Raw genomic sequence first — 20,608 nt, forward strand, 5'->3', positions numbered from 1 at the left:
TCAGACCTCGGCGACATGCTGATCGAACAGGTCGCGCGCCCGTTGCCAGACAGCATTGTCCGTCTCTGGCAGCGACCGCAGGGTCGGCAGCAACTGGCCCGCGAAATCCTCAGAGCTTTCGCGCGGCAGCATGGACGGCAGGTTGTCGATGGCCATCACATCCAGCGGCGGAGTGTCATGCACGCGCAGGGCGGGCGCCGCCCAAATGGTCGCGCGGTCATAGACCTGCACGGGGTTGAAAGCGCTGTCGGGGTCGCAGGCGATGTCGCCGATCACCCGCAGGGCACGCTCTGCTTCGGGGGCATCGGGGCGGACGAAGGCGGGGGTGTCTGGCCCTGCAAGGATGCAGTTGAAGAAATAGGCGTGGTTGAGGATTTCGGGGAAGGGTCCGCCGTGGGCCGTCTCTGCCATGTCCCAGCCGGTGACGGGGATGCCCAGAGCCGCGCAAAGATCGCTGGCCCCACGGCCCACCCGGCCCAAAGCGCCGATGACCAGCGCGCGGTCGCCGCTTGCGTCGACTTGGGCGAGTTCTTCGGTTAGTGCGGCTTTCAGAGCTTCGGCGTCAGCGTAGGGCGCAACAGAGCCGCAGGTCTCCCCGCGCAGCTGCGCGATGCGGCATTTGACCGAGACGGCCGCTCCCGCGAAACCCGCCCAATAGCCAAAGGCGGCAACGCGGCGGCCATTGTCATCGGTCAGATACTCCAAATCCAGCAGCGCGCCGCCGCCGGCCTTGAACCGTTCCAGTAGTTTGCGGCCCGAGGATTGGCCCTTGTAGGCATGGCCGAACATGATGTGCGTATGCGGCAGGGGCGTGCCGTCTTCGGGCAGTTCCTTGAGGCCAAAGATCACCGCATCGCGCGGGGCGTCGGGCCAGCTATGGGCCGGAACAATCTCGCAGCCCGCCTGCGCATAGGCGGCGGTGGGGATCACGCGGCTGTCGCTGTCTTCGACGCTCACCTTCATGCCAGACGCGATCAGCGCGGCGGCCCCCTCGGGCGTCAGCCCCGTGCGGGTCTCATTGTCGCGCTGCTCGGCGCGGAGCCATAGATGGGTCATGCGTAGAATCCTTTCGCGCGCACGGCCTTGACGCTGGCACGGTTTTCCATGCGGGCGGCGAAGGCATCAAGCTGTGGGTAGGCCGCGCGGTCGACCCCGTCACCGGCCAGCCATCCCGAAACGACAAAGAGATAGGGATCGGCCAGCGACAGGCCATCGCCCGCCACGAAATCACCCCGGATGGCGTGGTTTTCGAGATAGGCCGCGCAATCGGCCATGGTCTGCGGCACCTTGGCTTTCATATCGTCAAAGCTGGATTGCTGATCGGCCCAGCGGTGGCCGCGCATTTTATGCGCATGGGCCACATGCATGGTGGAGGCGAGGTAGTACATCACCCCGCGCATATGGGCCGCGCGTTCAGGGTCGGCGGGGACCAGCCCCGCCTCGGGCGCGCGGGCGGCGACATAGTCCAAAAGCGCGCCGGTCTCGGTCAGGGTGCTGCCCGCTTCGGTCACGAGGGTCGGCACCCGGCCCTTGGGGTTCAGCGCCAGATAGGGCGCGGCGGTCTGTTCGGCGCTGGCGAAATCGACCTTCACCGGCTCATAGGCCAGCCCCGCTTCTTCAAGGGCGATGGCGACGGCGACCGAGATCGTGCCGGGGGCGTAGTGAAGTTTCAGCATGGGTCAGCCTTTCGCGGGCGAGGGGGGGTTACATATGCGTTTGTGCAAGGCGGCGGTCGGGGCGGTCAAGATGCGGCACGGCGTTGAACAGCACGGGCGACCAATGCCCGCCGATGGGAAAGAGCCGGTGCATCGAAGTATGCATGATCGCCAGCGCCAGCCGCGCCATCGCCGGGATCCCCACGTCCATCGCCTGCGCCATCGCCAAAGAGATCAGCCCGCCCGAGGTCACCACCAGCGCCGGGCCTTCGCCCTCGGCGATCTCGGTCAGAACGGATTGCACCCGCGTCTCAAAGCTTTCATAGGTCTCTGGCGTATCGGCAAGCTTGCCCGCTTTCCAATAGTCGAAGACCTGCGGCAGGTGGTGCACGAACTCGCCCTCGCGGGGGAAGGGCACCTTGTGCTGCTGCTCCATCAGATTGGCGAGGGTGAAATACTCCAGCTCATTCAACCGCGCGTCGCGAATGGGCTCCAGCCCGGTGTTCATCCCCTCCGCGGTTTCGATATGGCGGGTCAGCGTGCCGGTATAGAGCCTTGTGTGATAGGTCTCGCTCTGGCGCAGATGATCCCCTAGCCAGGCGGCTTGCTCATGGCCAAGCGGGCTGAGTTGGTCATAGCTCAGTTCGTCCTTGGCGGTGGAATTGGCTTGGCCGTGGCGGATCAGGGTAATGTGGGACATCAAATGGCTTTCACTGTTCGCCCAAGTGATAGGGCAGCTTGCCGGGCCATACAATGCGATGCGCCGCAATGCACTGGCGCGGCGTTTATCCGTGACGGGGTGTCGGGATTGGCCCCTGACAAGCGCCGGATTTTGCCTATAGTTTGGGCAATAGCCAAGGGGAGAGGCAGCCATGGCCGAGAGGATCACATTCACGCTTGATGGGCAGACCGTCGAGGCCGAGGCCGGCATGACCATTTGGGAGGTCGCGAACGGTCGGGGTTTGAAAATCCCGCATCTGTGCCACAAACCCGCCCCCGGCTACCGCCCCGACGGCAACTGCCGCGCCTGTATGGTTGAGATCGAGGGCGAGCGCGTGCTGGCGGCGTCGTGCATCCGCGAACCTGCCGAGGGGATGGTCGTCACCACCAACAACGCCCGGGCCCAGAATGCGCGCAAGATGGTGATGGAATTGCTGCTGGCCGATCAACCCGCGCAGGAGGTGGCGCATGACAGGTCGAGCCACATGCGCGAGATGGCGGCGCAGAGCGGCGTAGAGGAAAGCCGTTTCCCGAAGTTGGAGCGCGACCGCGTGCCGTTTTTGGACGACAGCCATGTGGCGATGCGGGTCAATCTCGACGCCTGCATCCAGTGCAACCTCTGCGTCCGCGCCTGCCGCGAGGTGCAGGTCAATGACGTGATCGGCATGGCGGGGCGCGGCCATGACGCCTATCCGGTCTTCGACATCGACGATCCCATGGGCGCGTCGTCCTGCGTGGCCTGCGGCGAATGCGTGCAGGCCTGCCCGACGGGGGCACTGATGCCCGCCAGCGTGGTCGACGAGACACAGGTTGGCGATTCTGCCGACTTTGACCGCGAGGTCGCCAGCGTCTGCCCCTTCTGCGGTGTCGGCTGCCAGATCTCGCTGAAGGTGAAGGACAACAAGGTCAAATATGTCGAAGGGATCGACGGCCCGGCCAATGAGGGGCGGCTCTGCGTGAAGGGGCGCTTCGGCTTTGACTATATCCACCACGAGCACCGTCTGACCAAACCGCTGATCCGCCGCGACGACGCCCCCGCCAAGGGGCTGAACGTCGATCCGGGCAACTGGGGCGAGGTGTTTCGCGAGGCGACATGGGACGAGGCGCTGGATTTTGCCGCCAAGGGCCTGAAAGGGCGCGGGCGCGAGGTGGCGGGCTTCGGCAGTGCCAAATGCACCAATGAGGAAGCCTATCTGTTCCAGAAGCTGATCCGGCAGGGGTTCGGGCACAACAACGTCGACCACTGCACGCGGCTCTGCCATGCCTCTTCGGTGGCAGCGCTGATGGAGAACGTCGGTTCCGGTGCCGTCACCGCGACCTTCAACGAGATCGAGAATGCCGACGTGGCCATCGTGATCGGCGCCAACCCGGTGGAGAACCACCCCGTCGCCGCGACCTATTTCAAGCAGTTCACCAAGCGCGGCGGCAAGCTCATCGTCATGGACCCGCGCGGGCAGGGCCTGCGCCGGTTTGCGTCGCATATGCTGCAATTCCGCCCCGGTACCGATGTGGCGATGCTGAACGCGATCATGCAGGTGATCGTGGAGGAAGGCCTCTACGACGAACAATACATCAAGGCCTATACCGAGAACTGGGAGGCCGAAAAGGCGCATCTGAAGGACTTCCCGCCCGAAGCCATGGCCGCCGTCTGCGGCATCGAGGCCGAGGTGCTGCGCGACGTGGCGCGGACCTTTGCCGGGGCCAAGGCGGGGATGATCTTCTGGGGCATGGGGGTGAGCCAGCATATTCACGGCACCGACAATTCGCGCTGCCTGATCAGCCTCGCGCTGATGACCGGCCATGTCGGCCGCCCCGGCACCGGGCTGCACCCCCTGCGCGGGCAGAACAACGTGCAGGGCGCCTCGGATGCGGGCCTCATTCCGATGTTCCTGCCTGACTACCAGCCAGTGGAGGAAGATGGCGTGCGCTCGGCCTTCACCGAGGTCTGGGGCTCGGGCGATTTCAGCGCCGAGAAGGGTCTGACGGTGACCGAGATCATGGATGCGGTGCACGACGGCGAGATCAAGGCGATGTATGTGCTGGGCGAAAACCCGGCGATGTCGGACCCGGACGTGGAACACGCCCGCGCGGCGCTCGCCAAGCTCGACCACCTCGTGGTGCAGGACATCTTCCTGACCGAGACGGCGAATTACGCCGACGTGATCCTGCCCGCCTCGGCCTTCGCCGAGAAGTCCGGCACGGTGACCAACACCAACCGGCAGGTGCAGATGGGCCGCCCGGCGGTGACGCCCCCCGGAGAGGCGCGCGAGGATTGGTGGATCGAGGTGGAACTGGCCAAGCGGCTGGGGCTGGGCTGGGACTACGAGAGCCCGGCAGAGGTCTTTGCCGAGATGAAGCGCAACATGGCCTCGCTCGACAACATCACATGGGACCGGCTGGCGCAGGAGAATGCAGTGACCTACCCGTCGCTCAGCGAAAACGATCCCGGGCAGGCGATTGTCTTTAGCGAAGGTTTCCCCCGGCCCGAAGGCCGCGCCAAATTCACCCCCGCCGCGATCGTGGCGCCGGATGACGCGCCGGATGAGGCCTATCCGATGATCCTGACCACCGGGCGGCAGTTGGAGCATTGGCACACCGGCTCGATGACGCGGCGGTCCAAAGTGCTCGACGGGCTGGAGCCGGAGGCGAATTGCTCGCTCCACCCGTCGACCCTGCGCCGCCTTGGTGTGACCCCGGGGGAGCATGTGCGGCTGTCGACCAAGCGCGGCAGTATCGAGATCATGGCCCGCGCGGATCGGGCGGTATCACCCGACATGGTTTTCCTGCCCTTCGCCTATGTCGAAGCGGCGGCGAATATCCTGACAAATCCGGCGGTTGACCCCTATGGCAAGATCCCGGAGTTTAAGTTCTCTGCCGTCAGGGTGGAGGCGGCGAAAGGAGCCGTCGCCGCCGAGTAAGGAAAGTTTGGAAGAATGAAGATTGATGCCGCCCGTTTCTTGAAAGACCTGCACGATCTGCGCGCCATCGGCGCGGCGGGTGTGGGCAAGGGTGTGGTGCGCCCCGCCTATTCCGCTGCCGATGTGGAGGCACGCGAATGGCTTGCCGGGCGGATGCGCAATGCGGGGCTGAAGGTCGAGGTCGATGCCATGGGCAACCTCTTTGGTCTGGCCGCGGGGCCGTCGATTTTGTTGGGGTCGCATTCCGACAGCCAGCCCGAAGGCGGCTGGCTTGATGGGGCCTTGGGCGTGATCGCCGCGCTTGAAGTCGCCCGCGCAGCGGGTGAGGCCGGAGGGCCTGCGGTCTCGGTCGTGTCCTTTCAGGACGAAGAGGGGCGCTTTGGCGTGACCACCGGTTCGACCGTCTGGTCCGGCGCGTTGGATCAGGTGGATGCTGACGGCCTCACCGATCATGCCGGGGTCAGCTTGGCCGAGGCGCGCCGCGCGATGACGGATATGGTCACCGGCCCCGTCGATCCCGCGCAGTTCACCGGCTATATCGAGTTGCACATCGAACAAGGGCCGACGCTGGATGACAGTGGTGAGCAGATCGGCGTGGTCAGCGACATCGTCGGCATCCGCGATATGAAGGTGACCTTCAAGGGCCAGCAGAACCACGCGGGCACCACCCCGATGGCGGTGCGGCGCGATGCCTTTCAGGCGGTGTCGGAGTTTAACAGCCTACTCAATGACCGGCTGCGCAATGTGGTGACGCCGAGCACCGTCTGGACCATCGGCCATGTCAGCCTGCACCCCAATGCTTCGTCCATCGTGCCGGGCAAAGCGGTGTTTTCCATGCAATGGCGCGACGGCGATAGCGACCGTCTGGGGCGGATGGAGAAGATCATACGCGAAACCGCGCAAGAGATGGCCGAAACACGCGGGATGGAGTTGTCCTTCGGCCCGATGCTGGGGCTGGAGCCGGTTGCCATGGACGCGCGGCTGCGCGATGCGCTGGCGAAGGCGGCTGAAGCTGTGGCCCCGGGCAAATGGCGCAAGATGCCCTCGGGTGCCCTGCATGACGCGACCAATGTGGCGCGGCTGATGCCGGTGGCGATGCTGTTCGCGCCGTCGATCGGCGGGATCAGCCATGCCTTCGAGGAGGACACGGATGAAGCCGATTTGGTCGCGGCAGTCGAGGTGCTGGGGCGGGCTGTCGCGGCGCTCTAAACGCGCTCAGTCCCAGTCCACGTCGCCGAGGAAGATATAGCCCGCGCCGTAGATCGTCTTGATCAACTGCGGGTTCTTCGGGTCTTCGCCAAGCTTCGTGCGCAGCCGCGAGATGCGCACGTCCATCGCTCGGTCGAAACTTTCCGAGGCGACACCGCCGAGGCTTTCCTGCATCTGCGCGCGGCTAATGAGCCGCTTCGGCGCGTCGAGGAAGAGCCGCAGCACCTCGCCCTCGGCATGGGAGAAGGTGACCTCGGCGCCCGTGGCGTCCTGCAGCACATAACGGTCGAAATGCGCGGTCCAGCCGTTGAACCGCGCCGTGGTGCCGGCCTGCGGTGTGGGCTTGGCGCTGCGCAGACGCGCGCGGATGCGGGCCACGACCTCGGCCGGGTCGAAGGGTTTGATGATGTAGTCGTCGGCGCCAAGCTCCAGCCCAGTGACCCGGTCCTGCACCTGCGCGCGGCCTGAGATGATGATCACGATGGCGCCTTGTTCCAGCGCCAGACGGTGCACCAGCGTCAGCCCGTCGGTGTCGGGCAGCGACAGATCGACAAGGCAGACATCGGGCGTATGGCTGGCCAATGCGGCCTCGAAGGCCCGCGCGCGGCCAAAGCTGAGCGTGTCAAACCCCGCTTCCTCCAACGTATCCGACAGCATCTGCCGGATCTCGGGTTCGTCATCCAGAATGGTGACCAGCGGGCGCAAGGCGGTATCACGGCTCATGGGGCGGTGGCTTTCAATGGGGCGATCAGTGCTTGCAGATCGTCTTTTTCAAAGGGTTTGCGCAGCACCGGCGCGAGGGTTTGCGCCTCGACGAAAAGCGGGTGATCGGGGGGCAGGGAGGTTATCAGCAAAAGCGGCAGGCTGCTGCCGACGCGGCGGGCAAGGTCGATCCCGGTGCCTTCGCCCGAAAGCTGGATGTCCGACAGCACCAGCGCGATGTCGGGCAGATCGGCGATGAGGGCGGTGGCCTCATCCGCGCTGGTTGCCTCGATCACCGAGTGGCCCTGATCCATCAGCATGTCGCGCACCACGGCGCGGATGTCGGTGGTGTCCTCGACCAGCAGCACCAGCCCGGTGGTGGCGGGCACGGCGGCGCGGTAGGGCAGGCGCAGGCTGATCTGCGCGCCGCCCTCAGGCGAATTGCTCAGCCGCAGATCGCCGCCTGAGGATTTGGTCATATCATAGACCATCGACAGGCCCAGCCCTGACCCCTCGCTGCCCTTAGTGGTAAAGAACGGCTCGACCCCACGCTCCAGCGCGGAGGGCGCAAAGCCCGGTCCGGTGTCGTGGATCACCCATTCGATCCATGTGTCATGCACCAGCCGTTGCGTCAGCGTGATCGTGCCCCGCGCGCCGCAGGCGTCGCGGGCGTTGAGGATGAGGTTCAACAGCGCATCCTGCACCCGGCCTTTGTCGAGCAGCACCGCCCCTTCGGGCACGTCATTGCGCACCACCAGCGCGCATTTCGGCGGCAGAGTGGGGGCGGCGAGGGTCGAAAGCTCACTCATAAGGGCGGCGGGGTCGGTGGCCACGGGGCGCAGGGCGCGGGGTTCGGTCACATCGGCGATGGAGCTGAGCAGCGTGCCGCCGCGCCGCGCGGCGGCCAAGGTGCCTTCGATCAATTCGCCCGCTTGCGGCGGCATGTCGGGCAGCCGGGCGAGTTTCGATTGCATCCCGAGGATGATCGTCAAAAGGTTCGAGAAGTCATGCGCCAGCCCGGAGATCATCCGCGAGGCCAACTCGCGCTTCAGGGTCTGTTGCAGGGCCACGCGGGTCTGTGTCTCTTCGGTGATATCCATCGACAGGATATAGACCCCGCCGCGCCCGTCGGGGGTAAAGGCACCGCGGATGCGGCGGGCGGATTCGTCATGGGTGAATTCGATCACCGCCGGGCTGCCCGCATAGGCTTGGGTCAGCGCGGGCTTGATCCGCGCATAGGCCGCCGCCCCAAGCGCGTCACTGATATGCAGCCCGTAGATGTTGCTGGGCCGCCCCGGCATCACGCTGCTGAGGCGGCGGTTGGAGTAGATGTAATGCCCGCTCGCGTCGACATGGGCGATATGGGCGGGCATCATCTCGGTCGTCAGCCGGGTGCGGGCCTCGCTTTCGGTGACCTGTCGTTTGGCCTCTTCCAGCGCTGTGATCGTCGCCTCCAACTGGCGGTTCGTGGCGGCCAGTTGTTCGGCATGGGACAACAGTTGATCGCTCAGCGCGTCTGAGCGTGCCCGCAACAGCGCCTCTTGCCGCTTGGTGTTGGTGATGTCGGTATAGACGGTGACCCAGCCGCCTTGGGGCAGGGGCGAGCCTTCGACGCTGATGGTGCGCCCGTTCGAGCGGGTCCGCTCCATGTAATGCGGCACGAAGGCGCGGGCCTGTTCCACCCGCTCGGCCACGAAGGCGTCGACATCCCCCACCTCGCCATATTCGCCGGTGCCAGCCAGATGGCGGATCGTATCCTCGAAGGGCGCGCCGGGGGTCACCAGCCGGTCCGGCAGGTCGAACATGGATTGAAACGGGGCGTTGCAGACCGCGAGCCGAAGGTCGCTGTCATAGATGGTTAGCGCCTGAGCGATCAGGTTCAGACCGGCATTGGTCAGCGCTTTGGTTTGGTCGTCGGTGATCTGCATCGGCATCCTTTCGCATAGGGCTAGCACCGCGCGGGCGAAAGGCAAAGAGCCGCGCGCAAATCGCGCTTGACCTTCTTGCGCTGGAGGCCCCGAGAAGCGCGCCGAATGGAAACCGGAAGGCAGAGCATGAACAAGAAAATCGGAGCAGGCGCGGCGGCGGCGCTGGTCTTGGCAGGCGGGTATCTTTGGTGGCAGACCGAAGAAGCCCCGGCCCCCGCCGTGCGTGGCGCGGCCATGGTGAAGGTCACCGTCCCGGAAAGCCTGAGCGGCCCCGCGCAGATCGGCGCGCGGGCGTTCGAGGCGAAATGCGCCGCCTGCCACGGGGTCAACGCCGCCGGGCGCGAGGGGGGTGGTCCGCCGCTGATCCATAAGATCTATGAGCCCAGTCATCACGGCGACGCATCCTTCATGGTCGCCGCCACCAATGGCGTGCGCCAGCATCACTGGTCTTTCGGCAACATGCCCCCGGTCGAAGGGATTACCCCGGCAGAGGTGAAATCCATCGTGACCTATGTGCGCGAAGTGCAGCGCGCCAATGGGATCGACTAGCGGAAAATGGGGCGCGGCGGCGCTGTAACAATTCGTTAGAATTCGGAAAAGATCAGGAAAAAGTTGACCTCCACAAAAAAGAGAACGTCACTTGTGAGATCATAGAATCGCACAAGCGATCGAACCCGCCGGGGAGGGCGGGCATGGGAGGAAGACAATTTGGCCAAGCCGCTGACGCGTGCCGACGGACCTCAGTCCGTGCCGGCGCTGTTGCACCGCAACGCAAGTGAATTCGCAAACGCCCCCGCTTACCGGGAGAAGGAATACGGGATCTGGCAAAGCTGGACTTGGTCGCAGACTCGCGACGAGGTCGAGGCGCTGGCCCTCGGGTTTCTCGAACTGGGGCTGAACGAGGGCGATTTCGTCGCCATCATCGGGCGCAACCGTCCCTATCTCTACTGGGCGATGATGGCCGCGCAGATGGCCGGGGCCGTGCCGGTGCCGCTCTATCAGGACGCCAATGCCGAAGAGATGGCCTATGTCATGGGCCATTGCGGCGCGCGTCTTGCCGTGGTGGGCGATCAGGAGCAGGTCGACAAGATCATCGAGGTGCAGGACCAGCTTCCCGACTTCGAGCGGATGATCTACCTCGACCCGCGCGGATTGCGCAAATACGACCATTCCAAGCTCGACCAATATACCGCCGTGCAGGAGATGGGCCGCGCCAACCGCGACAAGCACATCGCCGAGTTGGAAGCCCGTCAGGCCAAGCTGGATTACGATTCCACTGGCGTGATGCTCTATACTTCGGGCACCACCGGCAAGCCCAAGGGCGTGGTGCTTTCAAACCGCAACGTGATCGAAACGGCGAAGTCCTCCTCGGAGTTCGACAATCTCAAGCGGACCGACGAAATCCTCGCCTATCTGCCGATGGCATGGGTGGGGGACTTCATCTTCTCCGTGGGTCAAGCGCTCTGGACCGGGTTCTGCACCAACTGCCCCGAAAGCGCCGACACGATGCATGTCGACCTGCGCGAGATCGGGCCGACCTATTACTTCGCCCCGCCGCGCGTGTTCGAGACGCAGCTGACCTCCGTCATGATCCGCATGGAAGACGCGAGCCGGTTCAAGAAGTGGCTCTTCGACACTTTCATGGCCCATGCCCGCAAGGTCGGCCCCGCCATTCTGGATGGCAAGAAGGTCTCCTTCATGGACCGCGCGAAATATGCGCTCGGCGAGTTGATGATCTATGGCCCGTTGAAGAACACGCTCGGCTTTAGCCGCGTGCGGGTGGGCTATACCGCCGGTGAAGCGATCGGGCCGGAAATCTTCGACTTCTACCGCAGCTTGGGCATCAACCTCAAACAGCTCTACGGCCAGACCGAGGCGACGGTGTTCATCACCGCCCAGCCCGATGGCGAGGTGCGCAGCGATACCGTGGGCGTGACCTGCCCCGGGGTGGAGTTGAAGATTGCTGACAACGGCGAGGTCTTCTACCGCTCGCCCGGCGTCTTTGTGGAATACTACAAGAACCCCGAAAGCACCACCGACACCAAGGATGCCGAGGGCTGGGTCGCCACCGGCGACGCGGGTTTCATCGAGGAAAGCTCAGGCCATCTGCGCATCATCGACCGCGCCAAGGATGTGGGCCAGATGGCCGACGGCAGCCTGTTCGCGCCGAAATACGTGGAGAACAAGCTCAAGTTCTTCCCCAACATTCTCGAGGCCGTGGTCTTCGGCAACGGCCGCACCGAATGCACCGCCTTTATCAATATCGACCTGACGGCGGTGGGCAACTGGGCCGAGCGCAACAACATCGGCTACGCCTCCTATCAGGAACTGGCGCGGCATCCGCAGGTGATGGACACGATTCAGAGCCATGTGGAGGAGGTGAACCGCTCGGTCGCCGAGGACGAGATGCTTTCGGGCTGCCAGGTGCACCGCTTCGTCGTGCTGCACAAGGAACTCGATGCCGACGACGGTGAGTTGACGCGCACCCGCAAGGTCCGCCGCAAGATCATCGAAGAGAAATACGCCGACATCATCGCCGCACTCTACGATGGTTCAGACAAGGTCAGCACCGAGACCGAAGTGACCTACGAGGACGGCCGCAAGGGCTCGATCAAGGCGACGCTCGAAATTCGCGATGCCGCGGTGCAGCCGGTCAGCCGCCGGATGGCAGCGGAATGAGCGCGGTCAGTGCCGGGCAGGCGGGAATTATGGAAAGGGACAGCGTGAAAGATCAGGCTGACAGCTATGTCACCGACGACGGCCGCACCATCGGCCCCACGGTGATGGAGATGAAGAACATCACCCTGCGCTTTGGCGGTGTGGAGGCGATCAAGGATATTTCCTTCGACATCCGCGAGGGCGAGATCCGCGCGATCATCGGGCCGAACGGGGCGGGCAAGTCCTCGATGCTGAACGTGATCAGCGGCTTCTATGTCCCCCAAGAGGGTGAGGTCTGGTACAAGGGCGCCAAGCGGCCCCCGATGAAACCCTATCAGGTGGCCCAGCAGGGCATCGCCCGGACCTTTCAGAACATCGCGCTTTTCGAGGGCATGTCGGTGCTCGACAACGTGATGACGGGGCGTCTCACGCAGATGAAGACCGGGATGCTGGCTCAATCCTTCTGGAAAGGCGCAGCCGAGCGCGAAGAGATCGAGAACCGCGAGATCGCCGAGAAGGTCATCGACTTTCTGGAGATTCAGGCGATCCGCAAGACACCCGTGGCACGTCTGCCCTACGGTCTAAAGAAACGGGTCGAACTGGCCCGCGCACTGGCCGCCGAGCCTACGATCCTGCTGCTGGATGAGCCGATGGCCGGCATGAATGTCGAAGAGAAAGAGGACATGAGCCGCTTCATCCTCGACGTGAACGACGAGTTTGGCACCACCATCGCGCTCATCGAGCACGACATGGGCGTGGTCATGGACCTGTCCGACCGCGTCGTGGTGATGGATTACGGCCGCAAGATCGGTGACGGCTCGCCCGATGAGGTGCGCAACAACCAAGAGGTGATCGACGCCTATCTGGGGGTGGCCCATGACTGAGCGCCGCACGATCACCCGAAATGATACTGCCGTTCTGACTTTGGGGAGGGCTTTTGATGCCTGAGCAACTGGCGTTTACGATCGAGGTCTTTCTCAACGGGCTGATGGCCGGGGTGCTTTATGCGCTTGTCGCGCTTGGCTTCGTGCTGATCTACAAGGCTTCGGGCATCTTCAACTATGCCCAAGGTGTCATGGCGCTCTTTGCCGCGCTGACGCTGGTGGGGATCATGGAAGGGCAGGTGCCTTTCGGCCATCTGATCAACGCGATCCTTGGCACCGAGGTGCATCACTTCGGCTGGCACATTCCGGCGTTCCTTGCCATCGTGCTGACCATGATCGTGATGATCGTGCTGGCCTATTGCGTGCAGCGCTTCGTGTTCCGCTACCTCGTGGGGCAGGAACCGATCATCCTTTTCATGGCGACCATCGGTCTGGCCTATTTCCTCGAAGGGGTGGGCGACCTGATGTGGGGGTCCGAGATCAAGACCCTCGACGTCGGCTTGCCGCAGGGCATCAACGTCTGGATCGACGAATTCACCTATAACGCCACCGGCTACGGCTTCTTCATCGACAACCTTGATATCGTGGCCTCTGTGGTGGCGGCGGTGCTCGTGGCCGGGCTGGTAATGTTCGCGCAATACACCAAGCAGGGCCGCGCCATGCGCGCCGTGGCGGACGATCACCAGGCCGCGCTGTCGGTCGGTGTGTCGCTGAACTTCATCTGGATCCTGGTCTGGTCGCTTGCGGGTTTCGTGGCGCTGGTTGCGGGCATCATGTGGGGCGCGAAGTCGGGCGTGCAGTTCTCGCTCTCGCTCATCGCGCTGAAGGCGCTGCCGGTGCTGATGCTGGGCGGCTTCACCTCGATCCCCGGCGCCATCGTCGGCGGGCTGATCATCGGCGTGGGCGAAAAGCTCTTCGAGTTCCTGATCGGTGCCCCTTTCCTTGGCGGCGCGACCGAGAACTGGTTCGCCTACATGCTGGCGCTGGTCTTCCTTGTCTTCCGCCCGCAGGGCCTGTTCGGGGAGAAGATCATTGAACGGGTTTGATACAGGCTACCCGGAAACTGTCCGGGGGACAGTTTCGCCTGTTCAAAGGGCGAAGCCCCGGATTGAGAATGCCATGCTGCGCGGCGCGCGCGCAGCCCAAGGCGCACTGACCGCTGAGAGCGCAGTGCAAATGACTACCGCAGAAGGGAAAGCAGTCTAATGTTCTATCGTGAAGCGGGCGATTTCAACACGTCCTACGCCCAGGACCAGCAGACCTTCCCGATCAAGTTCGACCGGTACCGCTACTATCTGGTGCTCTTCATCGCGGTCTTCGTCGTGCCCTTCGTGGTGAATGACTACTGGGTGAACTCGCTGTTCCTGCCCTTCCTGATCTACGCCATCGCGGCGATCGGTCTGAACATCCTAGTCGGCTACTGCGGGCAGGTGAGCCTCGGCACCGGGGGGTTCATGGCGGTGGGGGCTTATGCCTGCTACAAGCTGATGACGGCGATGCCCGAGGTCAGCATGTTCATCCACATCCTGCTGGCGGGCGGCATCACCGCCGCGGTGGGGGCGCTGTTTGGCCTGCCGTCCTTGCGGATCAAGGGGTTCTACCTCGCCGTGGCGACGCTGGCGGCGCAGTTCTTCCTCGTCTGGCTGTTCAACCGGGTGCCGTGGTTCTACAACTACTCCGCCTCGGGCCAGATCAGCGCGCCCGAGCGGGACACCTTCGGCATCCTGATCACCGGCCCCAATACCGAAGCCTGGGCGACCTATATGTTCTGCCTGATCTTCACCGTGGGCAGCGCACTGGTGGCGCGTAACCTGACGCGGGGCTCGGTGGGGCGCAAGTGGATGGCCATTCGCGACATGGACATCGCGGCCGAGATCATTGGGGTGAACCCGCTGCGCGCCAAGCTCACGGCCTTTGCGGTCAGCTCCTTCTTCATCGGGGTCTCGGGCGCTCTGTTCTTCTCGATCTACCTCGGCGCGGTGGAAGTGGGCGAAGCCTTTGGCATCAACAAATCCTTCCTCGTGCTCTTCATGATCATCATCGGGGGCTTGGGCAGCATCTTCGGCAGCTTCGCCGGGGCGGCCTTCCTCGTGCTCCTGCCGGTGCTCCTTAAGATCGTCGGCGTGGACTGGCTGGGCTGGCCCACGGATATCGTGGCGCATTTGCAGCTGGTGATCGTGGGCGGGCTGATCGTGGTCTTCCTGATCGCAGAGCCGCACGGGCTGGCGCAGCTGTGGCGCGTCGCCAAGGAAAAACTGAGATTGTGGCCTTTCCCGCACTAAGCGGGAGCCATGAAAAGCGAGGCCGGAGGGAGGAAACCCGGCCCAAACACCCAAGTCGGACAATCCAAGGGAGGAAACACCGATGAAATACAAACTGGGAACACTGGCCGTAGCTGGCCTGATGGCGGCAAGCCCCGTGATGGCGGACCTCGTCTTTCCGTCGCTGAGCTATCGCACCGGGCCCTATGCCGCGGGCGGCATCCCCTTCGCCGACGGCTATGCCGACTATTTCACCCTGCTCAATGAGCGTGACGGCGGCATCGGTGGCGAGACCATCCGCGTGCCGGAATGCGAGACCGCCTATAACACCGAGAAGGGCGTGGAATGCTACGAATCCACCAAGGGTGAAGGCGCGTTGGTGTACCAGCCGCTTTCGACCGGCATCACCTACCAGTTGATCCCCAAGGTCACCGCTGACGACATTTCCATGCTGACCTCCGGTCTGGGCCGTACCTCGGCCAAGAACGGCAATGTCTTCAGCCATGTGTTCAACTTCCCGGCCAACTACTGGGATGGCGCCTCGGTGGCGATCAAGCACATCATGGAAGAAGAGGGCGGCAGCCTCGAAGGTAAGAAGATCGCGCTGGTCTATCACAACTCCGCCTATGGTAAGGAGCCGATCCGCACCCTGCAGGAACTGAGCAAGAAACATGGTTTCGAGCTGAAGGAAGTGCCCGTCGACCACCCCGGTCAGGAGCAGAAATCCCAGTGGCTGCAAATTCGCCGTGACAAGCCCGACTATGTGATCATGTACGGCTGGGGCGTGATGAACCAGGTCGCCGTGCAGGAAGCCGCCAACATCCGCTTCCCGATGGACAAGTTCATCGGCATCTGGTGGTCCGGCTCCGAGAACGACGTGCTGGCCGCCGGTGCCAAGGCCGATGGCTACAAGGCGCTGACCTTCCACAACGTCGGCTCCGACTATCCGCTCTATGACGATCTGCAGAAATACGTTGTGGACGCGGGCAAGGCCGCAGGCGCGGGCGATCAGGTCGGCTCCGTTCTGTACAACCGTGGCATCTATGCCGCGATGCTGGTGGCCGAGGCCGCGCGCACCGCGCAGGAAATCCATGGCGTCAGCGACATCACAAGCGGCCAGATGCGCGACGGGATGGAACAGCTTGAGATCACCGAAGAGAAGATGGCGGCGCTTGGCCTGCCGGACTTCGGCCCCGAGTTCTCCGTCTCTTGCGAGAACCACGGCGGTGAAGGCTTCGTGGCCGTGACCCAGTGGGATTCCGAGGCCAAGGAATGGAACCTCGTGTCGGACTTCATGCAGTCGGATCAGGACGTGATCCAGCCGCTGATCGACGAGGACAGCGCGGCCTACGCCAGCGAGAACGCCATCGAAGGCAACTGCTAAGAACCCTGCTCCCGGCCACCTATCGGGTGGCCGGGGACATCTTCGAACCCCAGGAAAGGTCCACCACATGCTGGATGCCGCCAACACCAATGACGTCGCAGTCGACAACCTGCTCGAGGTCAACAATATCGAGGTGATCTACAATCACGTCATCCTCGTGCTGAAGGGCGTCAGCCTGAACGTGCCCAAGGGCGGCATCACCGCGCTTCTGGGCGGCAATGGCGCCGGCAAGACGACGACGCTCAAGGCGATCTCGGGGCTGCTGGCCTCGGAGCGTGGCGAGGTCACCAAGGGCTCAATCAAGTACCGCGGCGGCGCGATCCAGCATCAGGACCCCGCCGAGATCGTGAAACAGGGGGTCGTGCAGGTCATGGAAGGCCGGCACTGCTTCGAACATCTGACCATCGAGGAAAACCTGCTGACCGGCGCCTATACGCGCAGTGACGGCAATGCCGCGATCCAGCGCGACCTCGAGATGGTCTACACCTATTTCCCCCGTCTGAAGGAACGCCGCCGTTCGCAGGCCGGCTATACCTCGGGCGGTGAGCAGCAGATGTGCGCCATCGGCCGCGCGCTGATGTCCCGGCCCGAGACTATCCTGCTGGACGAACCCTCGATGGGTCTGGCGCCGCAACTGGTGGAGCAGATTTTCGAGATCGTGAAATCGGTCAACGAACAGGAGGGTGTGACCTTCCTGCTGGCTGAGCAGAACACCAACGTCGCCCTGCGTTTTGCGCATTACGGCTACATCCTCGAATCGGGGCGCGTGGTCATGGACGGTCCCGCCAAGGACCTGCGCGAGAACCAGGACGTGAAAGAATTCTACCTCGGCATGTCCGACGAAGGCCGCAAGAGCTTCCGCGATGTGCGCAGCTACCGCCGCCGCAAGCGCTGGCTCAGCTAAGCCGGCACCGCCCGGACCCGAAGGAAAGACCAAGAGAAGACCAGAGCGGGCCTATGCCCTCTCCAGTGATGCCATAGCAGGAAAGTGACAGGGATGCTCACCAAGCCCCATTTCGACGATCTGGAAACCCGCAGCACCGACCAACGGGCGGCCGATCTGGCGCAGGCTTTGCCGCAGCAGATCGCCCGCGCGCAGGGCTTGCCGGGCTATGGCGAGACGCTCAAGGGGGTGGACGCATCGCAGATCACCTCTGCCGAGGCGCTGGCCGATCTGCCGGTGCTGCGCAAGTCCGAACTGGGCAAGGCACAGGCAGCGCAGGCGCCCTTCGGTGGCTTCACCACCAAGCCGGTGACCGAGTTTTCCCATGTCTTCCAATCCCCCGGCCCGATCTACGAGCCGTCGAGCAACGCGCCCGACTGGTGGCGCATGGGGCGTTTCCTGCATGCCGCCGGGATCGGCGCGGGCGACGTGGTGCACAATTGCTTTGGATACCACCTGACGCCGGCTGGCATGATCTTTGAGTCCGGCGCGCGGGCCGTGGGCGCCACGGTGCTGCCTGCCGGGACCGGCCAGACCGAGCTTCAGGTCACTGCCGCGCGCGACGTGGGTTCCACCGCCTATGCCGGGACGCCGGATTACCTGAAGGTGATTCTCGAGAAGGCCGATGCCATGGGGGTCGATCTGAAGATCACCAAGGCCGCGGTCGGTGGCGGCGCGCTCTTCCCAAGCCTGCGCGCCTTCTATCAGGAGCGCGGCATCACTTGCCTGCAATCCTATGCCACCGCGGATCTGGGCAACATCGCCTATGAAAGCCCGGCGATGGAGGGGCTTATCGTCGACGAACAGGTCATCGTCGAGATCGTCACCCCCGGCACCGGCATCCCCGTGGCCCCGGGCGAGGTCGGCGAGGTCGTGGTCACCACGCTGAACCCCGACTACCCGCTCATCCGTTTCGCCACCGGCGATCTCAGCGCCGTGCTGGAGGGCGAAAGCCCCTGTGGGCGCACGAATATGCGCATCAAGGGCTGGATGGGCCGTGCCGACCAGACGACCAAGATCAAGGGCATGTTCGTGCGGCCTGAGCAAGTCGCGGCGCTGGTCGCCCAGCACGAGGAGATCGAGAAGGCCCGCGTTATCGCTAGCCGCGAGGGCGAGGCCGATGTCATGACCGTGCAGATCGAGACCGCCGGAGAGGACAAGGAACGCTATGCCCAATCCGTGGCCGATCTGCTCAAGCTCAAGGGGCGTGTCGAACTGGTCGCCCCCGGCAGCCTGCCGCGTGACGGTCTGGTGATCGAGGATACCCGCAGCTACGACTGAGGCGCGGCGTCGCGCCCTCTGGCATTTCCGAGTGAAATCGTCGAAATAGGGCGCATGACGCTGAACCCCGCCTCCACCGAGACACCCCACCTGCGCCGCGCCCGCGATGGGCTGCGCGCGCTGTCGGTCGTTGCCCTGACCGTGGCCCTCTTCTGCGCGCTGCCGATGCTGGCGGTGCTGATCGCCGCCCTCAGCGGCGGGACCGAGACGGTGCAGCATCTGATCGAGACGGTGCTGGGGCGCTACACGGCCACCACGCTCTTGTTGGTGCTGCTGGTCTCTTTAGGCACTTTCGCAATCGGCGTGGGGGCGGCATGGCTCGTCACGATGACGCGCTTTCCGGGGGCGAAGCTTTTAGAGATCGCGCTGGTGCTGCCGCTGGCCTTCCCGGCCTATGTGTTGGCCTATGCCTACACCCATGTGCTGGACCATCCCGGCATCGTGCAGACGGTGCTGCGCGACGTCACCGGCTGGGGGCCGCGCGATTACTGGTTCCCCGAGATCCGCTCGCTCGGCGGGGCGGCGGCGATGTTGGTGCTGGTACTCTACCCTTACGTCTATCTTCTGGCGCGCGCGGCCTTCCTGCAGCAGAGCGGGACGACCTTTCTGGCTGCCCGCGCGCTTGGCTCCAGCGCATGGGCCGCGTTCTTCAAGGTCAGCCTGCCGCTGGCGCGGCCCGCGATTGCCGGGGGCGTGCTGCTGGCGGTGATGGAGACCATCGCCGATTTCGGCACCGTCGCCTATTTCGGCGTGCAGACTTTCGCCACCGGCATCTACACAAGCTGGTTCTCCATGTTTGACCGCGCGGCGGCGGCGCAACTGGCGCTCTGCCTGCTGAGTTTCGCCCTGCTGCTGGCGATGCTGGAGCGGGCGCAGCGCGGCAAGGCCAAGTATCACGACCCCTCCCGCCGGACCCAGTCGGCACCGCCAGCCGAGTTGAAAGGCTCGCAGGCTGCGGCGGCGATCGTGCTTTGCGGGGTGCCGGTGCTGTTGGGCGCGGTGTTGCCGGTGGTGATCCTCGTGACCATGGGGCTCGACAGCGAGCAGAGCCTGTTCAGCCCGCGCTACTTGGGCTTCATGCGCAACTCGGTGACGCTTGCCGGGGTCGCGGCGCTGCTGACGGTGCTGGCGGCGATCAGCGTGGGCTTCTACCGGCGGCTGCGCCCGGGGCGGGTCTCGCAGGGCGCGGCCTATGTGGCGCGGCTCGGCTACGCGGTGCCGGGCGGGGTGATTGCGGTGGGGCTTCTGGTGCCATTCGCGGCCTTCGACAACGCGCTCGACGCCTGGATGCGCGAGACTTTCGACATTTCCACCGGGCTGCTGATCACCGGCTCGATCTGGCTTCTGGTGCTGGCCTATCTGGTGCGCTTCCTCGCCGCGGCGCTTGGCGCCTACGAGGGCGGGCAGTCCATGGTGCATGCCAATATGGACGCCGCCGCGCGCTCGCTGGGGCAGACGCCCCTGGGTACGTTGCGCCGGGTGCATCTGCCGATCCTCGCGCCGAGCCTGCTGACCGCGCTGCTGATCGTCTTTGTCGACGTGATGAAGGAGCTGCCCGCGACGCTGATCATGCGGCCGTTCAACTATGACACACTTGCGGTGCAGGCGTATCGCTTGGCGAGTGATGAGCGGTTGAACGGGGCAGCGGTGCCGAGCTTGGTGATCGTGGCGATGGGGTTGCTGCCGGTGATCCTGATCTGCCGTCAGGTGGGGCGGCAGCGGTAGATCCCGAGGGCCAGCGCCTGCCCGTCACACCAGAGGTGCGCCGTTATTGATCGGCACGCCTTTGGCGTGACGGGACGGGCAGGCGATGGCCCGGCGCCTACGGCTTGATTCCGGGCCGTCTGGCGATAAGGGCAGCGCCCTCCCTGGGGGGCGATGATCGGCCTGCTTTCTGCAATGTCATTGCCAAGGGCGCAGGCGCGGCGTCATGCGGTGGCCTTGCAAAATCGCCCTCCGGGGGGAGGGAGGGCGATGCCCGGGGTTCCCACGGGCGGACGCTTGCGGGAGGCGTAGCGCAATAAAAAAGGCGGGCCCGAAAGCCCGCCTCCTGCTCGATTGTCGT

At 64.3% G+C, this 20,608-nt stretch carries 16 protein-coding genes; 11 read left to right on the forward strand and 5 right to left on the reverse strand.

The genetic code is table 11. The annotated features are described in order from the left end of the window. The 3 genes from ACGYLC_RS03735 to ACGYLC_RS03745 are packed head-to-tail and all read right to left on the reverse strand — an operon-like array spanning window position 1 to window position 2,355. Window positions 1-1,056 carry a saccharopine dehydrogenase gene (locus ACGYLC_RS03735; protein ID WP_394421761.1) on the reverse strand — a complete coding sequence of 352 codons (1,056 nt, stop codon included), beginning with the start codon at window positions 1,054-1,056 and terminating at the stop codon, window positions 1-3. Further along, on the reverse strand, window positions 1,053-1,676 hold the full coding sequence (locus ACGYLC_RS03740; protein WP_394421763.1) for a glutathione S-transferase family protein: 624 nt from the start codon (window positions 1,674-1,676) through the stop codon (window positions 1,053-1,055). Before ACGYLC_RS03740 ends, ACGYLC_RS03735 begins: the two co-directional genes overlap by 4 nt. A 28-nt stretch (window positions 1,677-1,704) precedes the next feature. Next, window positions 1,705-2,355: a histidine phosphatase family protein gene (locus ACGYLC_RS03745; RefSeq protein ID WP_394421765.1), complete on the reverse strand. Its 651-nt coding sequence runs from the start codon at window positions 2,353-2,355 to the stop codon at window positions 1,705-1,707. Window positions 2,356-2,527: 172 nt separating this feature from the next. Here ACGYLC_RS03745 and fdhF point away from each other — a divergent pair, with 172 nt between their 5' ends. Together fdhF and ACGYLC_RS03755 are read left to right on the forward strand one after the other, a co-directional pair. Then, entirely contained in the window at window positions 2,528-5,293 is a 2,766-nt protein-coding gene (fdhF, locus tag ACGYLC_RS03750) for a formate dehydrogenase subunit alpha (RefSeq protein ID WP_394421766.1), read from the forward strand. A 15-nt stretch (window positions 5,294-5,308) separates the two neighbouring features. Beyond that, window positions 5,309-6,502 (forward strand): Zn-dependent hydrolase, encoded by a 1,194-nt coding sequence (locus ACGYLC_RS03755; RefSeq protein WP_394421768.1) that lies wholly within the window; start codon window positions 5,309-5,311, stop codon window positions 6,500-6,502. Window positions 6,503-6,508: 6 nt separating this feature from the next. Here ACGYLC_RS03755 and ACGYLC_RS03760 read toward each other — a convergent pair whose 3' ends face one another. Further along, window positions 6,509-7,225, reverse strand: coding sequence for a response regulator transcription factor (locus tag ACGYLC_RS03760; RefSeq protein WP_394421769.1), 717 nt, complete (start codon window positions 7,223-7,225; stop codon window positions 6,509-6,511). Further along, on the reverse strand, window positions 7,222-9,132 hold the full coding sequence (locus ACGYLC_RS03765; RefSeq protein WP_394421771.1) for a PAS-domain containing protein: 1,911 nt from the start codon (window positions 9,130-9,132) through the stop codon (window positions 7,222-7,224). Before ACGYLC_RS03765 ends, ACGYLC_RS03760 begins: the two co-directional genes overlap by 4 nt. 126 nt (window positions 9,133-9,258) lie before the next feature. On the opposite strand from ACGYLC_RS03765, the gene ACGYLC_RS03770 reads away from it, so the two are divergent. The 9 genes from ACGYLC_RS03770 to ACGYLC_RS03810 all read left to right on the forward strand — a co-directional run bounded on the left by ACGYLC_RS03770 (window position 9,259) and on the right by ACGYLC_RS03810 (window position 20,268). Further along, window positions 9,259-9,681, forward strand: a complete 423-nt coding sequence (locus ACGYLC_RS03770; protein ID WP_394421773.1) for a c-type cytochrome — start codon at window positions 9,259-9,261, stop codon at window positions 9,679-9,681. Window positions 9,682-9,840: 159 nt separating this feature from the next. Further along, window positions 9,841-11,811, forward strand: a complete 1,971-nt coding sequence (locus ACGYLC_RS03775) for an AMP-binding protein (RefSeq protein ID WP_394421774.1) — start codon at window positions 9,841-9,843, stop codon at window positions 11,809-11,811. A gap of 44 nt (window positions 11,812-11,855) precedes the next feature. Then, window positions 11,856-12,674 carry an ABC transporter ATP-binding protein gene (locus ACGYLC_RS03780; RefSeq protein WP_209218595.1) on the forward strand — a complete coding sequence of 273 codons (819 nt, stop codon included), beginning with the start codon at window positions 11,856-11,858 and terminating at the stop codon, window positions 12,672-12,674. 56 nt (window positions 12,675-12,730) lie between these two features. Further along, window positions 12,731-13,720: a branched-chain amino acid ABC transporter permease gene (locus ACGYLC_RS03785; protein ID WP_394421776.1), complete on the forward strand. Its 990-nt coding sequence runs from the start codon at window positions 12,731-12,733 to the stop codon at window positions 13,718-13,720. Between the two features lie 159 nt (window positions 13,721-13,879). Then, window positions 13,880-14,956 carry a branched-chain amino acid ABC transporter permease gene (locus ACGYLC_RS03790; protein ID WP_394398871.1) on the forward strand — a complete coding sequence of 359 codons (1,077 nt, stop codon included), beginning with the start codon at window positions 13,880-13,882 and terminating at the stop codon, window positions 14,954-14,956. 82 nt (window positions 14,957-15,038) lie between these two features. Further along, window positions 15,039-16,319: an ABC transporter substrate-binding protein gene (locus tag ACGYLC_RS03795; protein ID WP_394421778.1), complete on the forward strand. Its 1,281-nt coding sequence runs from the start codon at window positions 15,039-15,041 to the stop codon at window positions 16,317-16,319. A 67-nt stretch (window positions 16,320-16,386) separates the two neighbouring features. Next, window positions 16,387-17,223: an ABC transporter ATP-binding protein gene (locus ACGYLC_RS03800; RefSeq protein ID WP_394421779.1), complete on the forward strand. Its 837-nt coding sequence runs from the start codon at window positions 16,387-16,389 to the stop codon at window positions 17,221-17,223. A gap of 93 nt (window positions 17,224-17,316) precedes the next feature. After that, entirely contained in the window at window positions 17,317-18,543 is a 1,227-nt protein-coding gene (locus tag ACGYLC_RS03805; protein WP_394421781.1) for a phenylacetate--CoA ligase family protein, read from the forward strand. Window positions 18,544-18,597: 54 nt separating this feature from the next. Then, complete coding sequence (locus ACGYLC_RS03810) at window positions 18,598-20,268, forward strand: ABC transporter permease (protein WP_394421783.1); 1,671 nt, start codon at window positions 18,598-18,600, stop codon at window positions 20,266-20,268. Window positions 20,269-20,608: the final 340 nt, after the last annotated feature.

The organism is Sulfitobacter sp. 1A12157 (genome assembly GCF_043557345.1).
In the GTDB taxonomy this organism is placed as follows: Bacteria; Pseudomonadota; Alphaproteobacteria; order Rhodobacterales; family Rhodobacteraceae; genus Sulfitobacter.